Raw genomic sequence first — 17,380 nt, 5'->3', positions numbered from 1 at the left:
GGCTTTTTATATGGAGAACCGTTCGTTAGGAACGTGATGGCCTGATCGGTATAAGTGTTACACAAAGAATGTACAGGAGGTGTAACCATGAGCAATGCAATCGATACTAAAAAAGTTGTCGTTGATGAAATTACTTCTAAATTTAAAGATAGTATGTCTACTGTCATTGTAGATTACCGCGGTCTTTCAGTTTCTGAAGTGACTGAACTTCGTAAACAGCTTCGTGAAGCTGGCGTAGAATTCAAAGTTTACAAAAACACTTTGACTCGCCGTGCAGTTGAACAAGTTGAACTAACGGGTTTAAACGATTTCTTAACAGGTCCAAACGCTATCGCATTCAGTAACGAAGATGTTATCGCACCTGCGAAAATCATCAACGAATTTGCGAAAAGCCACGAAGCTTTAGAAATCAAAGCTGGTGTCATCGAAGGAAACGTAGCGACTGTAGAAGAAGTGAAGGCTCTTGCGGAACTTCCGTCTCGCGAAGGCTTACTTTCTATGTTGCTTAGCGTTCTTCAAGCTCCAGTTCGTAATCTTGCTCTTGCTACTAAAGCAGTTGCAGATCAAAAAGAAGAACAAGGCGCTTAATGCGTACTTTACGTTTACGTAAAAAAACTTAAAATGGAGGAATTACAAATGGCTTTAAATATCGAAGAAATCATTGCTTCAGTTAAAGAAGCAACTGTACTTGAGTTAAACGACTTAGTAAAAGCAATCGAAGAAGAATTTGGCGTAACTGCTGCTGCTCCTGTAGCTGTAGCTGCTGGTGGCGGTGCTGCTGCTGAAGAAAAAACTGATTTTGATCTAGTACTTGCTGGTGCTGGAGACCAAAAAATCAAAGTTATCAAAGTGGTTCGTGAAATCACTGGTCTTGGCTTGAAAGAAGCTAAAGAACTTGTTGACAACACTCCAAAACCACTTAAAGAAGGTATTGCTAAAGAAGAAGCTGAAGAACTTAAAGCTAAGCTTGAAGAAGTTGGCGCTTCTGTAGAAGTTAAGTAATCTTCGCCTAATCTTTTGGGAAAGCTCGCTTTTACTGGCGGGCTTTTTCTTTTCTAATCTCCTGAAACGATTGAATCCAGAGGAGGTCCATTCACCATGAGTGACCACTATTATACGGAAAAGCCATCAGTGAAAAGCAATAAACAGACATGGGACTTCACCTTGAGAAACCGTACCTTTACTTTTACAAGTGACAGTGGAGTGTTTTCTAAGAAAGAAGTCGACTTTGGTTCAAGGCTTTTAATTGAAGCTTTCGAAGAACCTGACTTGGATGGCGATGTCTTAGATGTCGGTTGCGGTTATGGACCGATCGGCTTATCGTTAGCAAACGAAATGACTAGCCGTACCATTCATATGATTGATGTGAACGAAAGAGCAGTCGAACTTTCAAAGGAAAACGCTAAACATAATCGCATTGATAATGTTCGCATCTATCAAAGTGATTTGTTCTCGAATGTTCATTCCTCAGCTGCTTTTGCCTCTATACTGACCAATCCCCCAATACGGGCAGGGAAGAAAGTTGTACATGCGATCTTTGAAAAAAGTGCTGATCATTTATTGCCGGAAGGTGAGTTGTGGGTGGTTATTCAGAAAAAGCAAGGTGGACCATCTGCGATTGAAAAATTAGAGCAGCTCTTTGGAGAAGTCGAGGTTGTGCTGAAAAAAAAGGGCTACTATATCATCAAAGCTAAAAAAGTTTGACGCAGTTTCCTAGCTGTGTTAACATTATAAAATGCCAATGTGTATATTTTGCTTGATAGGCTTAAAAAACAACTATTTTGTATAAATTATGCATACTTGGGAAAACTAATAAAATCGGTATTTGTTTTTGGATGTGGTTTTCTTATTTTAGAAACCCTTTTTTCTTTTGTCTTGTAAAAGTATTTCTTTACTGACATTTGAAAGACAGAAATACTTTTTACACATATAATACGCATGATTTGAGGGGTGAATCAGTTGACAGGTCAACTAGTTCAGTATGGACGACACCGCCAGCGCAGAAGCTACGCACGCATAAGCGAAGTGTTAGAATTACCAAATCTCATTGAAATTCAAACCTCTTCTTATCAGTGGTTTCTTGATGAGGGTCTTAGAGAGATGTTTCAAGATATATCCCCAATTGAGGATTTTACTGGTAACCTTTCTCTTGAATTCATTGATTACAGCCTAGGGGATCCTAAGTATCCTGTAGCAGAATCAAAAGAACGTGATGTAACTTACTCTGCTCCACTAAGAGTAAAAGTTCGTTTAATTAACAAAGAAACTGGAGAAGTAAAAGACCAAGATGTGTTCATGGGTGATTTCCCAATCATGACAGACACAGGTACTTTTATCATTAATGGTGCGGAACGTGTAATCGTTTCTCAGTTAGTGCGTTCTCCAAGTGTATATTTCAGTGGTAAAGTAGACAAAAACGGTAAAAAAGGTTTTACTGCGACTGTCATTCCAAACCGTGGCGCATGGTTAGAATACGAAACTGATGCGAAGGATGTAGTCTATGTACGCATCGATCGCACACGTAAGTTGCCGGTTACGGTTCTTTTGCGTGCTCTCGGCTTCAGCTCTGATCAAGAGATTCTTGACCTCATTGGCGAGAATGAATACTTACGCAACACACTGGAAAAAGACAATACAGAGAATGCGGATAAAGCACTTCTCGAAATCTACGAGCGCCTCCGTCCTGGAGAACCGCCAACTGTTGAAAATGCGAAAAGCTTGCTAGACTCCCGCTTCTTCGATCCGAAGAGATATGACCTAGCAAATGTTGGACGCTACAAGATTAATAAGAAGCTTCATATTAAAAATAGACTGTTCAATCAAAAATTGGCTGAAACGCTAGTTGATCCTGAAACAGGTGAAATTCTAGCAGAAAAAGGTCAAATTTTAGACAGAAGAGTTCTTGATAAAGTTCTTCCATACTTAGAAAACGGCATCGGATTTAGAAAGCTTTATCCTAATGGTGGCGTAGTAGAAGATGAAGTAGAACTTCAATCTATTAAGATTTATGCACCGACTGATCAAGAAGGCGAGCAAGTGATCAACGTGATTGGAAATGCATATGTAGAGGAAGCTGTGAAAAACATCACGCCTTCTGACATCATTGCGTCAATCAGTTACTTCTTCAACCTTCTTCATGGTGTAGGTGACACAGATGATATCGACCACCTTGGTAACCGTCGTCTGCGTTCTGTAGGTGAACTTCTGCAAAACCAATTCCGTATTGGTCTAAGCAGAATGGAGCGTGTTGTCCGTGAAAGAATGTCAATTCAAGACACAAACACGATCACACCTCAGCAGCTGATCAACATTCGTCCTGTGATCGCTTCTATCAAAGAGTTCTTTGGTAGTTCTCAGCTTTCTCAGTTCATGGATCAAACAAACCCGCTTGCTGAATTGACGCACAAACGTCGTCTGTCAGCGCTTGGACCGGGTGGTTTGACACGTGAGCGTGCAGGAATGGAAGTTCGTGACGTTCACTACTCTCACTATGGACGTATGTGTCCGATTGAAACACCAGAGGGTCCAAACATTGGTTTGATCAACTCTCTATCTTCATTTGCAAAAGTGAATCGCTTCGGATTTATCGAAACACCTTACCGCCGGGTTGATCCTGAAACTGGTAAAGTGACACCGAGAATCGATTACTTAACTGCTGATGAAGAGGATAACTACGTAGTAGCACAAGCGAACGCTCAGTTAGCTGATGATGGTTCGTTTATCGATGATAATATCATTGCTCGTTTCAGAGGGGAAAACACCGTTGTTCCTCGAAACCGCGTTGACTACATGGACGTTTCGCCAAAGCAGGTTGTTTCTGCAGCGACAGCATGTATCCCATTCTTAGAAAACGATGACTCTAACCGTGCTCTAATGGGAGCGAACATGCAGCGTCAGGCTGTGCCTTTGATGCAGCCAGAATCACCGATTGTTGGTACAGGTATGGAGTACGTATCAGGTAAAGACTCTGGTGCTGCTGTCATCTGCCGCTACCCAGGTGTTGTAGAACGTGTAGAAGCAAAAAATATTTGGGTTCGCCGTTATGAAGACGTTGACGGACAACAAGTCAAAGGAAACCTAGACAAATACAGCCTGCTGAAATTTGTCCGCTCTAACCAAGGGACTTGCTACAACCAGCGTCCTATCGTAAGTGTTGGAGATGAAGTCGTTAAAGGGGAAATCCTTGCAGACGGTCCTTCTATGGAAAAAGGTGAATTGGCTCTAGGACGTAACGTCATGGTCGGCTTCATGACTTGGGACGGTTACAACTACGAGGATGCGATCATCATGAGTGAGCGCCTTGTAAAAGATGACGTCTACACGTCTATTCATATTGAAGAATATGAATCAGAAGCTCGTGATACAAAGCTTGGACCAGAAGAAATCACTCGTGATATTCCAAACGTTGGGGAAGATGCTTTACGCAACCTTGACGAGCGCGGAATCATCCGTATTGGTGCAGAAGTAAAAGACGGAGACCTTCTTGTGGGGAAAGTAACTCCTAAAGGTGTAACTGAACTAACAGCTGAAGAACGTCTATTACATGCAATCTTCGGTGAAAAGGCTCGTGAAGTTCGTGATACGTCACTACGTGTTCCACACGGCGGCGGCGGAATTATCCACGATGTAAAAGTCTTTAACCGTGAAGATGGAGATGAATTACCTCCAGGTGTAAACCAGTTAGTCCGCGTATACATCGTTCAGAAGCGTAAGATTTCTGAAGGTGACAAAATGGCCGGACGACATGGTAACAAAGGGGTTATCTCTAAAATCCTTCCAGAAGAAGATATGCCGTATCTTCCAGACGGAACACCGATCGATATCATGTTGAACCCTCTAGGGGTACCATCTCGTATGAACATCGGTCAGGTACTTGAGCTTCATATGGGTATGGCTGCACGTTACCTTGGCATCCACATTGCGTCACCAGTATTTGATGGTGCGCGCGAGGAAGATGTTTGGGAAACGCTTGAAGAAGCAGGTATGTCCCGTGATGCGAAAACAGTCCTTTATGACGGTCGAACTGGTGAACCATTCGACAACCGTGTATCTGTCGGAATCATGTACATGATCAAACTGGCTCACATGGTTGACGATAAACTTCACGCTCGTTCAACTGGACCATACTCACTTGTTACGCAGCAGCCACTTGGCGGTAAAGCACAGTTTGGTGGTCAGCGTTTCGGAGAGATGGAAGTATGGGCACTTGAAGCTTACGGTGCAGCATATACACTTCAAGAGATCTTAACAGTTAAATCGGATGACGTTGTGGGTCGTGTGAAAACATACGAAGCCATCGTCAAAGGGGATAACGTACCTGAACCAGGTGTCCCTGAATCATTCAAAGTGTTAATCAAAGAACTTCAAAGTTTAGGTATGGATGTGAAAATCCTATCTGGCGATGAAGAAGAGATAGAAATGAGAGATTTAGAAGACGATGAGGAAACGAAGAAAGCAGACGGATTAGCGTTATCTAATGACGAAGATGCTGCAGACCTCGCACCTGTCGATCTTGAACGTGACGCAGTCACAAAAGAATAGCAGAAACGATTAGAGCAAGTGACTAGGGTATAACCCGAAGATTAAAAGGGAGGTAGGCCCCTTGCTAGATGTGAACAATTTTGAGTATATGAACATCGGTCTCGCATCACCTGATAAAATCCGTTCTTGGTCTTTTGGTGAAGTGAAAAAGCCTGAAACGATTAACTATCGTACACTGAAACCTGAAAAAGATGGTCTCTTTTGTGAACGTATCTTCGGACCGCAAAAAGACTGGGAATGTCATTGTGGGAAGTATAAACGCGTTCGGTATAAGGGTGTTGTATGTGACCGTTGTGGTGTAGAAGTAACACGGGCAAAAGTCCGTCGTGAGAGAATGGGGCATATCGAACTGGCTGCCCCAGTTTCCCACATTTGGTATTTCAAAGGTATCCCAAGCCGTATGGGTCTTGTTCTTGATATGTCACCACGTGCGTTAGAAGAAGTGATCTACTTCGCTTCTTACGTCGTGACAGATCCGGGCAACACACCGCTTGAGAAGAAACAACTTCTTTCTGAGAAAGAATTCCGTGCTTATTTAGATAAATACGGTAATACATTCCAAGCAGCTATGGGTGCAGAAGCAATCAACAAACTTCTTCAAGATATCGATCTTGTAAAAGAAGTAGATACACTGAAAGAAGAGCTGAAAACTGCTCAAGGACAGCGCCGTACACGTGCGATCAAACGCCTTGAAGTATTAGAAGCCTTCCGTAACTCAGGAAACAAACCATCTTGGATGATTCTTGATGTACTTCCGGTTATTCCGCCAGAATTACGTCCAATGGTTCAACTTGATGGTGGACGTTTTGCTACTTCGGACTTGAACGACCTTTATCGTCGTGTCATCAACCGTAACAATCGTCTGAAGCGTTTATTAGATCTTGGCGCGCCAAGCATCATCGTTCAGAATGAGAAGCGTATGCTTCAAGAAGCTGTCGATGCCTTGATTGATAATGGACGTAGAGGCCGACCAGTAACAGGACCAGGAAATAGACCATTGAAATCTCTTTCTCACATGCTGAAAGGGAAACAAGGACGTTTCCGTCAAAACTTGCTTGGTAAACGTGTTGACTATTCTGGACGTTCCGTTATCGTCGTAGGACCACATTTGAAAATGTATCAGTGTGGACTTCCGAAAGAAATGGCTCTTGAATTATTCAAACCATTCGTGATGAAGGAGCTTGTTGAAAAAGGATTAGCTCACAACATCAAGAGTGCGAAGCGTAAAATTGAGCGCGTGCAGCCGGAAGTATGGGATGTTTTAGAATCAGTTATTCGTGAGCATCCAGTCTTACTAAACCGTGCACCGACTCTTCACAGACTTGGTATTCAAGCGTTTGAACCTACACTTGTGGAAGGACGCGCAATTCGTCTGCATCCACTTGTATGTACAGCCTACAACGCTGACTTTGACGGTGACCAAATGGCGGTTCACGTACCATTATCTGCTGAAGCTCAAGCTGAAGCTCGTATCTTAATGCTTGCTGCTCAAAACATTTTGAACCCGAAAGATGGAAAACCAGTTGTTACGCCATCTCAGGATATGGTGCTTGGTAACTACTACCTTACACTTGAGCGCAAAGGTGCTATCGGAGAAGGTATGGTCTTCAAAGATACTGACGAAGCCCTTCTAGCTTATCAAAATGGTTATGTGCATCTTCATACACGTGTAGCTGTTGCAGCTAGCTCGTTGAAGAATGTGACATTCACTGATGAACAGCGTTCTAAATTGTTGATTACAACAGTTGGAAAACTGATCTTTAACGAAATCTTACCGGAATCATTCCCATACATGAATGAGCCGACAAAGAGCAATATTGAAGAAAAAACGCCTGATCGTTTCTTCCTTGAAAAAGGTGAGGATGTAAAAGCTGCGATCGAGAAACAAGAAATCAATGCGCCGTTCAAAAAAGGTATTTTAGGTAAAATCATTGCTGAAATCTTTAAGAGATTCCATATCACTGAGACATCTAAAATGCTTGACCGCATGAAAAATCTTGGTTTCAGATACTCTACTAAAGCCGGTATTACGGTTGGTGTGTCTGATATCGTCGTATTAGATGATAAGCAGCAAATTCTTGAAGAAGCACAAGCAAAAGTAGATAACGTCATGAAGCAATTCAGACGTGGTTTGATTACTGAAGAAGAGCGCTATGAGAGAGTTATTTCAATCTGGAGTTCTTCTAAAGATGTGATCCAAGGTAAACTGATGAAGTCCCTTGATGAAGTCAACCCAATCTACATGATGAGTGACTCTGGAGCGCGTGGTAACGCATCTAACTTTACTCAGCTGGCTGGTATGCGTGGTCTGATGGCCAACCCGGCTGGACGTATCATCGAACTTCCGATTAAATCTAGTTTCCGTGAAGGTTTAACCGTATTGGAATACTTTATTTCCACTCACGGTGCGCGTAAAGGTCTTGCCGATACAGCCCTTAAAACAGCTGACTCAGGTTACCTCACGCGTCGTCTCGTTGACGTTGCACAGGATGTCATCATCCGTGAAACAGATTGCGGTACAGACCGTGGAATCTTGGCGAAGTCTATTAAAGAAGGAAATGAAATTATTGAGAAACTTGAAGAGCGTCTGATCGGACGTTTTGCAAGAAAACCAATTGTTCATCCTGAAACAGGCGAAGTCATTGTAGCCGAAAACGAACTAATTGATGAAGATAAAGCACTTGAAGTAGTTGAAGCAGGAATTGAGGAAGTATGGATCCGTTCTGCATTTACATGTAACACGCCTCATGGTGTATGTAAACGATGCTACGGCCGTAACCTTGCAACTGGTACTGACGTTGAAGTCGGTGAAGCAGTTGGAATCATCGCTGCACAATCAATCGGTGAGCCAGGAACACAGCTTACAATGCGTACGTTCCACACCGGTGGGGTAGCAGGAGACGATATCACTCAAGGTCTACCTCGTATCCAAGAGCTATTTGAAGCGCGTAATCCGAAAGGGCAAGCGACAATTTCTGAAATTGATGGTGTCGTTGCTGAAATTAACGATGTTCGTGACAAGCAGCAGGAAATTGTGGTTCAAGGCGAAGTTGAAACTCGCTCATACACAGCTCCTTACAATGCGCGTCTAAAAGTTGTTGAAGGTGACACAGTTACTCGTGGTCAAGTACTTACAGAAGGTTCGATCGATCCGAAAGAACTTCTTAAAGTGACTGACATGACAGCTGTTCAAGAATATCTGCTTCATGAAGTACAAAAAGTATACCGTATGCAAGGGGTAGAAATCGGAGATAAGCACGTAGAGGTAATGGTTCGCCAAATGCTTCGTAAAGTGCGTGTCGCTGATGCAGGGGATACAGACGTATTACCAGGCACACTTCTTGATGTACATCAATTCACTGAAGCGAACAAAAAAGTACTATTCGAAGGCAAACGTCCTGCAACAGGCCGTCCAGTTCTTCTTGGTATTACAAAAGCTTCGCTTGAAACAGACTCATTCTTGTCTGCGGCATCCTTCCAAGAAACGACTCGTGTCCTAACAGATGCGGCGATCAAAGGAAAACGTGATGAACTGCTTGGCTTGAAAGAGAATGTGATCATTGGTAAACTTGTTCCTGCTGGAACAGGAATGCCAAACTACCGTAAAGTTAAGCCGGTTTCGCAAGTGCAGCCGTCTGACGATATGGTTCCTGTAGAGTAATCTTTCTCGTGAGATTCCTATAAAATCATCAAAAATGGTGAAGGATGTCAAGATAATCTGTCATACGATATTGACATCCTTCTGCCATGATGATAATATAACCAAGGTGCTCAAAATAAAACCTGTTACTTTGGAGGATATTCGATGTCTTATGATAAAGTATCACAGGCTCAATCCATTATTATCGGTACGAAGCAAACAGTAAAAGCTCTGAAACGAGATTCAGTAAAGGAAGTCGTCGTAGCGAAAGATGCTGATCCTGCTTTAACTGCTAGTGTATTGAAACTAGCACAAGAGAAGGGTGTAGACATTTTAGTGGTAGATTCCATGAAAAAGCTCGGCAAGGCCTGCGGAATTGAAGTTGGGGCAGCAGCTGTTGCCATTATGTTATAACGTACTTGTTTTGTTTTTGCATGCTTAAAATGCAAAAGCATTGTTTTTTGCCTTTTGATGAACCACCTGGGTATGTGGGTTATAAAAAAAGTAATGAAGGGAGGAATAACAACATGCCTACAATTAATCAGCTAGTACGCAAAGGACGCGTGAGTAAAGTTGAAAACTCAAAGTCACCTGCACTTAACAAAGGATACAACAGTTTCAAAAAAGAGCACACTAACGTAACATCTCCACAGAAGCGCGGGGTTTGTACTCGTGTCGGTACAATGACACCGAAAAAACCAAACTCAGCACTACGTAAATATGCTCGTGTACGTTTGTCTAACCTGATTGAAGTAACAGCTTACATTCCTGGTATCGGACATAACCTACAAGAGCACAGTGTAGTACTTATCCGTGGCGGACGTGTAAAAGACTTACCGGGTGTACGTTACCACATCGTTCGTGGTGCGCTTGATACTGCCGGAGTTGACGGTCGTATGCAAGGACGTTCTAAATACGGAACAAAACGCCCTAAACAAAGCAAATAATACAAACAAACATAAGGGTTTTTAGAAGTTGATATCAGATCAGTGGAGTCAGGTAACTGACAATGATATTGAGATGAGAGACAGATAGAAATCCTTTTAAAAGAGAAGGGAGGCTATTCAGATGCCACGTAAAGGTCCTGTAGCAAAAAGAGACGTATTGCCAGATCCAATTTACAATTCTAAACTTGTATCTCGTTTGATCAACAAAATGATGATCGACGGTAAAAGAGGAAAAGCACAAACAATTCTCTACAAGTCATTTGATATCATCAAAGAACGTACTGGTAATGAAGCGATGGAGGTTTTCGAACAAGCCTTGAAAAACATCATGCCAGTTCTTGAAGTTAAAGCACGTCGTGTAGGTGGAGCTAACTACCAAGTTCCTGTAGAAGTTCGCCCAGACCGTCGTACTACTTTAGGTCTTCGCTGGTTAGTAAACTACGCTCGTCTTCGTGGAGAAAAAACGATGGAAGAGCGTCTTGCTAACGAAATCCTTGACGCAGCTAACAACACTGGTGCTGCTGTTAAGAAACGTGAAGATACACACAAAATGGCAGAAGCGAACAAAGCATTCGCTCACTACCGCTGGTAGGATTTATACCAAACTAAAAAAACTATTCCCTAATGAGGAAGGAGAAATTACCCAATGGCAAGAGAGTTCTCCTTAGACAAAACTCGTAATATTGGTATCATGGCTCACATCGATGCCGGTAAAACGACAACGACTGAGCGTATCTTATACTACACTGGTCGTATCCATAAAATTGGTGAAACTCACGAAGGAGCTTCACAAATGGACTGGATGGAGCAGGAGCAAGAACGTGGTATTACAATCACTTCTGCTGCTACTACAGCACAATGGAAAGGTTACCGTGTAAACATCATCGATACACCAGGACACGTAGACTTCACTGTTGAAGTTGAACGTTCTTTACGTGTACTTGATGGTGCGGTTGCTGTTCTTGATGCACAATCAGGTGTAGAGCCACAAACTGAAACAGTTTGGCGCCAAGCAACAACTTACGGAGTACCTCGTATCGTATTCGTTAACAAAATGGATAAAACCGGTGCGGACTTCCTTTACTCTGTAAGCACATTAAGAGATCGTCTTCAAGCGAACGCTCATGCAATTCAATTGCCGATCGGCGCTGAAGATCAATTCGAAGGAATCATCGACCTTGTAGAAAACGTAGCATACTTCTACGAAGATGACCTTGGAACTCGCTCTGATGCTAAAGAAATCCCTGCTGAGTATAAAGACAAAGCTGAAGAGCTTCGCAGCAGCCTAATTGAAGCTGTCGCTGAGCTTGATGAAGAGCTTATGGAAAAATACCTTGAGGGTGAAGAAATCACAATTCCTGAATTGAAAGCTGCAATCCGTAAAGGAACATTGAATGTTGAATTCTACCCAGTTCTTGTTGGATCTGCTTTCAAAAACAAAGGTGTTCAGCTTGTACTTGACGCTGTGCTTGACTACCTTCCTGCACCAACTGATGTTGCTGCAATCAAAGGTATCCTGCCAGATTCAAATGAAGAGGTTGTTCGTGAGTCTACTGATGACGCACCATTCGCAGCTCTTGCATTTAAAGTTATGACTGACCCTTATGTTGGGAAACTAACTTTCTTCCGCGTATACTCTGGAACACTTGATTCTGGTTCATACGTGAAGAACTCTTCTAAGAACAAGCGTGAACGTGTTGGACGTATCCTTCAAATGCACGCAAACAGCCGTGAAGAAATCTCTACTGTATATGCAGGGGATATCGCAGCAGCTGTAGGTCTTAAAGATACTTCTACTGGTGACACTCTTTGTGACGAGAAAAATCTTGTTATCCTTGAGTCTATGGAATTCCCAGAGCCAGTAATCGATGTAGCTATCGAGCCTAAATCTAAAGCTGACCAAGATAAAATGAGTATCGCTTTAGCTAAACTAGCTGAAGAGGATCCAACATTCCGTACACAAACAAACCCTGAAACTGGTCAAACGATCATCTCTGGTATGGGTGAGCTTCACCTTGATATCATTGTTGACCGTATGAAGCGTGAGTTCAAGGTTGAAGCTAACGTAGGTGCTCCTCAGGTTGCGTACCGTGAAACATTCCGTTCTGGTGCAAAAGTTGAAGGTAAATTCGTACGTCAGTCTGGTGGACGCGGTCAGTTCGGACACGTTTGGATCGAGTTCGAACCAAACGAAGAAGGCGCAGGCTTCGAATTTGAAAATGCAATCGTCGGTGGGGTTGTTCCACGTGAATACATCCCAGCAATTCAAGCAGGTCTTGAAGATTCACTTGAAAATGGTGTATTAGCTGGATTCCCATTAATCGACATCAAAGCAAAATTATTTGATGGATCTTACCACGATGTTGACTCTAACGAAATGGCGTTCAAAATTGCTGCATCTATGGCATTGAAAAATGCTGTCAGCAAATGTAACCCAGTTCTACTTGAGCCAATGATGAAAGTGGAAGTTGTTATCCCAGAAGAATACATGGGAGACATCATGGGTGATATCACATCTCGTCGTGGACGTGTAGAAGGTATGGAAGCTCGCGGTAACGCTCAAGTTGTTCGCGCTATGGTTCCACTTTCTGAAATGTTCGGATATGCTACTGCACTCCGTTCTAACACACAAGGACGCGGTACTTTCACTATGCACATGGATCACTACGAAGAAGTGCCTAAGAGCATCAGTGAAGAAATCATCAAAAAAAATAAAGGTGAATAATTGATTTTGCCTTTAAACTAAAGTATAACTACTATTGAAGATCAGAAAGTGAGAGGTAACTCTTCACTTTCTATCACTCTATACCAAATACAATGAACCTTTAAGGAGGATTTTTAGAATGGCTAAAGAAAAATTCGACCGTTCCAAATCGCATGCTAACATTGGTACAATTGGACACGTTGACCATGGTAAAACAACTCTAACTGCTGCTATCTCAACAGTTCTTCATAAGAAATCTGGTAAAGGTACAGCTATGGCTTATGACCAAATCGATGGTGCTCCAGAAGAGCGTGAGCGTGGAATCACAATCTCAACTGCACACGTTGAGTATGAAACTGAAACTCGTCACTATGCACACGTAGACTGCCCAGGACACGCTGACTATGTTAAAAACATGATCACTGGTGCTGCTCAAATGGACGGCGCGATCTTAGTAGTATCTGCTGCTGATGGTCCAATGCCACAAACACGTGAGCACATCCTACTTTCTCGTAACGTAGGTGTACCATACATCGTAGTATTCCTTAACAAATGTGACATGGTTGACGATGAAGAGTTACTTGAACTTGTTGAAATGGAAGTTCGTGACCTTCTTTCTGACTATGACTTCCCTGGTGACGATGTACCAGTTATCAAAGGTTCTGCTCTTAAAGCTCTTGAAGGAGATGCTGATTACGAAGCAAAAATCTTTGAACTTATGGATGCGGTTGATGAGTACATCCCAACTCCAGAGCGTGACACTGAGAAGCCATTCATGATGCCAGTTGAGGACGTATTCTCAATTACTGGTCGTGGAACAGTTGCTACTGGTCGTGTTGAGCGTGGACAAGTTAAAGTCGGTGACGAAGTTGAAATCATCGGTCTTCAAGAAGAAAACGGTAAAACAACTGTTACAGGTGTTGAAATGTTCCGTAAACTTCTTGACTATGCTGAAGCTGGTGACAACATCGGTGCACTACTTCGTGGTGTATCTCGTGAAGATATCCAACGTGGTCAAGTACTTGCTAAACCAGGTACAATCACTCCACACAGCCGTTTCAAAGCTGAAGTTTATGTACTTTCTAAAGAAGAGGGTGGACGTCATACTCCATTCTTCGCTAACTACCGTCCGCAGTTCTACTTCCGTACAACTGACGTAACTGGTATCGTACATCTTCCAGAAGGTACTGAAATGGTAATGCCTGGCGATAACACTGAGATGGAAGTTGAACTTATCTCTACTATCGCTATCGAAGAAGGAACTCGTTTCTCTATCCGTGAGGGTGGACGTACTGTAGGTTCTGGTGTCGTTTCAACTATCGTTAAGTAATAAACATATAAAAGAGACTCCTTGCAAAAGGGTCTCTTTTTTTGCTTTTCCAGATCAGAACGGCTACTATAAGCTATAGAATCTAAATGGAACCGAGAGGATCGCTGGAATGGCAAAGACATATTTGAAAAAATGGTCGATCGGCGGGATTGACCAATGGATTAGGATGAAAGAAGATCAGACGAGTGAAACGAAGCCTGTACTTTTATTTTTACACGGCGGGCCCGGCTCAGCTCAAATCAGTTATATTGATTCCTTTCTCGAGGAACTTGATCAAGACTTTACAGTTGTCCATTGGGATCAGCGTGGCGCAGGACTTTCCTATCAAGAGAATCTTCCCGATGCATCGATGACCATTCAGCAATTTATTGAAGACACGATTGAATTGACAGAGAAGATCCTATCTTATCTAGGTCATTCAAAATTGTATATCGCAGGATACTCGTGGGGATCATTAATTGCCATACAAGCAGTACATAAGCGTCCGGATCTTTATCATGCTTATTATGGGATTAGTCAGGTAGTAGATGTGTTAAAGGAAGATATCGTATCGTACGAGCTCCTTTTGAAGAAATACCATCGCAATCGGCTGTTTGCTGGGTGTCTGCGATTACTGACACCGCCTCCATGGAAACGGACATCAGCTCATGCCTTGTTTTCTCTATATAAAGAGTTTGCGAGCGTAGGTCTCACGCATAGATGGAAGCCGGTTTTTCAAATACTAAAAGGGTTTCTTTTTAGTAAGCAATATCAGCTGAAAGATAAATGGAAGTTCATAAAAGGGCAGAAGTTTAGTCAAGACAAGTTATGGGATCAGCTCATGAATGAGAGTATTCAATACCGAGTTTCTACTATATTAATACCGTGCTACTTTCTCATTGGCGATCATGACATGATTACACCAGCTGCTGTATCAAAACCGTATGTTGATCAATTAAAAGCACCAATCAAAGAATGGTTTACCTTTAAAGACTCTGCACATTCTCCGCATATCGAAGAGCCAGATGAATTTATACGTATCATAAGAAAGACTGCTATACATCATCTTCAGGGAAAGCTTGATTTATAGGCTGAATCCCTGTATAATATGAAAAGTGTGCAAATCATAAATTTATCCGATTTATTATTGCAACACGCAGGCCAATTTGGTACAATAGTGCATGTTGGTCTTTGACTGCGATGAAGTGAGAGGTTGCTGACACACCCGGCCGCTTTGCCATGGCGAGGTGATCAGGTTTTTCTCACGGAGAACTGTCTAACGTAAGTAGGCGAAAAGGAGGGAAAATAATGGCAAAACAAAAAATTCGTATTCGTTTAAAAGCATATGATCATAGAATTCTTGATCAATCTGCTGAGAAGATTGTTGAAACGGCTAAGCGTTCTGGTGCTAGTGTATCTGGTCCAATCCCGCTTCCAACTGAAAAATCAGTTTACACAATCCTTCGTGCGGTGCATAAGTACAAAGATTCTCGTGAGCAATTCGAGATGCGTACTCACAAACGTCTAATCGACATCGTGAATCCAACTCCGCAAACAGTTGATGCACTTATGCGTTTAGATTTACCATCTGGTGTAGATATCGAAATCAAACTTTAATTCAAATAGAAAACACATATTATAGGAGGTGTGACTAATGACCAAAGGAATCTTAGGTAGAAAAATTGGTATGACGCAAGTATTCGCAGAAAACGGTGATCTTATCCCTGTAACTGTTGTTGAGGCTGCTGCTAACGTTGTTCTTCAAAAGAAGACTGTTGACACGGATGGCTATGAAGCAATCCAAATCGGTTTTGATGACAAACGTGAAAAGCTTTCTAACAAGCCAGAGAAGGGCCACGTTGCTAAAGCGGAAACTGCTCCTAAGCGCTTCGTAAAAGAATTACGCGGTGCGGAGTTAGATGCGTATGAAGTTGGTCAGGAAGTCAAAGTTGATATTTTCGCAAATGGAGATATCGTAGATGTAACAGGAACATCAAAAGGTAAAGGATTCCAAGGGGCTATCAAACGCCACGGACAATCACGCGGACCAATGACTCACGGTTCACGTTACCACCGTCGTCCTGGTTCAATGGGACCTGTTGATCCAAACCGTGTATTCAAAGGTAAACTTCTTCCAGGTCGTATGGGCGGAGAGCAAATCACTGTCCAAAACCTTGAGATCGTGAAAGTTGATGCAGAACGCAATCTTCTATTGATCAAAGGAAACGTACCAGGAGCTAAAAAATCTCTAGTAACTGTAAAGAGTGCAGTTAAATCTAAATAACTCTCTTAGGAAAGGAGGAAACAAGTCATGCCAAAAGTAGCATTATATAACCAAAACGGTTCTACTAACGGTGAAATCGAATTAAACGCTTCTGTGTTTGGAATCGAGCCAAACGAAAGCGTAGTATTCGATGCTATTCTTATGCAAAGAGCTTCCTTACGTCAAGGAACTCACAAAGTAAAAACTCGTTCTGAAGTACGTGGCGGAGGTCGTAAGCCTTGGAGACAGAAGGGTACAGGTCGTGCTCGTCAAGGTTCTATCCGTTCACCACAATGGCGCGGAGGCGGTATCGTATTCGGTCCAACACCACGCAGTTATTCTTATAAATTACCTAAAAAAGTTCGCCGCTTGGCTATCAAGTCAGTATTGTCTTCTAAAGTAATCGACAACAACATCATCGTTCTTGAAGATCTGACTCTTGATGCAGTGAAAACGAAAGAATTCGCAGGCATCCTTAAAGGATTATCTGTTGAGAAGAAAGCGTTGATCGTCACTGCGGATGCAAACGAAACAGTTGCTTTATCTGCTCGTAACATCCCTGGAGTAACAGTTGTTGAAGCTAACGGTATCAACGTTCTTGACGTTGTCAACCACGACAAACTTCTGATCACTAAAGCAGCGGTTGAAAAAGTAGAGGAGGGACTTGCATAATGAAAGATCCTCGTGATGTTCTAAAGCGCCCTATCATTACTGAACGTTCTGCTGATCTAATGACAGAGAAGAAGTACACGTTCGAAGTTGATGTCAGAGCTAACAAAACAGAAGTGAAAGACGCTGTTGAAGAAATCTTTGGAGTGAAAGTTGAGAAAGTCAACGTTCAAAACTACAAAGGTAAATCAAAACGCGTTGGACGCTACACTGGTATGACTAGCCGTCGCAGAAAAGCGATCGTGAAATTAACTGCTGACAGCAAAGAAATCGAAATTTTTGAAGCGTAAATCTTAAAAAGAAGGAG

At 42.4% G+C, this 17,380-nt stretch carries 15 protein-coding genes and 1 other annotated feature (1 of these 16 only partly in view); all 15 genes read left to right on the top strand.

From position 1 onward, the window contains the following. Positions 1-18 (top strand) — a sequence feature (ribosomal protein L10 leader region); it begins 123 nt to the left of the window's first position. Positions 19-87: 69 nt separating this feature from the next. Then, a complete protein-coding gene (gene rplJ, locus JJ692_RS01515; protein WP_024425590.1) occupies positions 88-588 on the top strand; it encodes a 50S ribosomal protein L10 in 501 nt (166 codons plus the stop codon). A 48-nt stretch (positions 589-636) separates the two neighbouring features. Further along, positions 637-1,002, top strand: a complete 366-nt coding sequence (gene rplL / locus JJ692_RS01510) for a 50S ribosomal protein L7/L12 (protein WP_008345418.1) — start codon at positions 637-639, stop codon at positions 1,000-1,002. Positions 1,003-1,098: 96 nt separating this feature from the next. Then, entirely contained in the window at positions 1,099-1,704 is a 606-nt protein-coding gene (locus JJ692_RS01505) for a class I SAM-dependent methyltransferase (RefSeq protein WP_024425591.1), read from the top strand. A gap of 255 nt (positions 1,705-1,959) precedes the next feature. After that, the gene (rpoB, locus tag JJ692_RS01500) at positions 1,960-5,541 is read left to right on the top strand and encodes a DNA-directed RNA polymerase subunit beta (protein WP_024425866.1); all 3,582 of its coding nucleotides are present in this window, start codon (positions 1,960-1,962) and stop codon (positions 5,539-5,541) included. 61 nt (positions 5,542-5,602) lie between these two features. Continuing rightward, positions 5,603-9,202, top strand: coding sequence for a DNA-directed RNA polymerase subunit beta' (gene rpoC, locus JJ692_RS01495; RefSeq protein ID WP_024425592.1), 3,600 nt, complete (start codon positions 5,603-5,605; stop codon positions 9,200-9,202). 144 nt (positions 9,203-9,346) lie between these two features. Further along, positions 9,347-9,595, top strand: a complete 249-nt coding sequence (locus JJ692_RS01490) for a 50S ribosomal protein L7ae-like protein (RefSeq protein WP_024425593.1) — start codon at positions 9,347-9,349, stop codon at positions 9,593-9,595. 113 nt (positions 9,596-9,708) lie between these two features. Then, complete coding sequence (rpsL, locus tag JJ692_RS01485; protein ID WP_008356518.1) at positions 9,709-10,128, top strand: 30S ribosomal protein S12; 420 nt, start codon at positions 9,709-9,711, stop codon at positions 10,126-10,128. Positions 10,129-10,249: 121 nt separating this feature from the next. After that, a complete protein-coding gene (gene rpsG, locus JJ692_RS01480) occupies positions 10,250-10,720 on the top strand; it encodes a 30S ribosomal protein S7 (protein ID WP_008356520.1) in 471 nt (156 codons plus the stop codon). 54 nt (positions 10,721-10,774) lie between these two features. Next, the gene (gene fusA, locus JJ692_RS01475; RefSeq protein WP_024425594.1) at positions 10,775-12,853 is read left to right on the top strand and encodes an elongation factor G; all 2,079 of its coding nucleotides are present in this window, start codon (positions 10,775-10,777) and stop codon (positions 12,851-12,853) included. 118 nt (positions 12,854-12,971) lie between these two features. Continuing rightward, positions 12,972-14,162, top strand: coding sequence for an elongation factor Tu (gene tuf, locus JJ692_RS01470; protein ID WP_024425595.1), 1,191 nt, complete (start codon positions 12,972-12,974; stop codon positions 14,160-14,162). Between the two features lie 109 nt (positions 14,163-14,271). Further along, positions 14,272-15,231, top strand: coding sequence for an alpha/beta fold hydrolase (locus tag JJ692_RS01465; RefSeq protein ID WP_125587477.1), 960 nt, complete (start codon positions 14,272-14,274; stop codon positions 15,229-15,231). A gap of 218 nt (positions 15,232-15,449) precedes the next feature. Then, positions 15,450-15,758, top strand: a complete 309-nt coding sequence (gene rpsJ / locus JJ692_RS01460) for a 30S ribosomal protein S10 (RefSeq protein ID WP_003156464.1) — start codon at positions 15,450-15,452, stop codon at positions 15,756-15,758. A gap of 37 nt (positions 15,759-15,795) precedes the next feature. Beyond that, a complete protein-coding gene (gene rplC / locus JJ692_RS01455; protein WP_024425597.1) occupies positions 15,796-16,425 on the top strand; it encodes a 50S ribosomal protein L3 in 630 nt (209 codons plus the stop codon). Positions 16,426-16,452: 27 nt separating this feature from the next. Next, positions 16,453-17,076 carry a 50S ribosomal protein L4 gene (rplD, locus tag JJ692_RS01450; RefSeq protein WP_024425598.1) on the top strand — a complete coding sequence of 208 codons (624 nt, stop codon included), beginning with the start codon at positions 16,453-16,455 and terminating at the stop codon, positions 17,074-17,076. Continuing rightward, positions 17,076-17,363 (top strand): 50S ribosomal protein L23, encoded by a 288-nt coding sequence (gene rplW, locus JJ692_RS01445; protein ID WP_003217016.1) that lies wholly within the window; start codon positions 17,076-17,078, stop codon positions 17,361-17,363. The genes rplD and rplW overlap by 1 nt, the downstream gene beginning before the upstream one ends. The last annotated feature ends 17 nt before the right edge of the window (positions 17,364-17,380 follow it).

The sequence above is a fragment of the Bacillus sp. 3a genome (assembly GCF_017161885.1).
Taxonomy (GTDB): Bacteria; Bacillota; Bacilli; order Bacillales; family Bacillaceae; genus Bacillus; species Bacillus safensis.
Note: the sequence above shows the minus strand (reverse complement) of the source record. Positions and strands in the feature narration are given on the sequence as shown.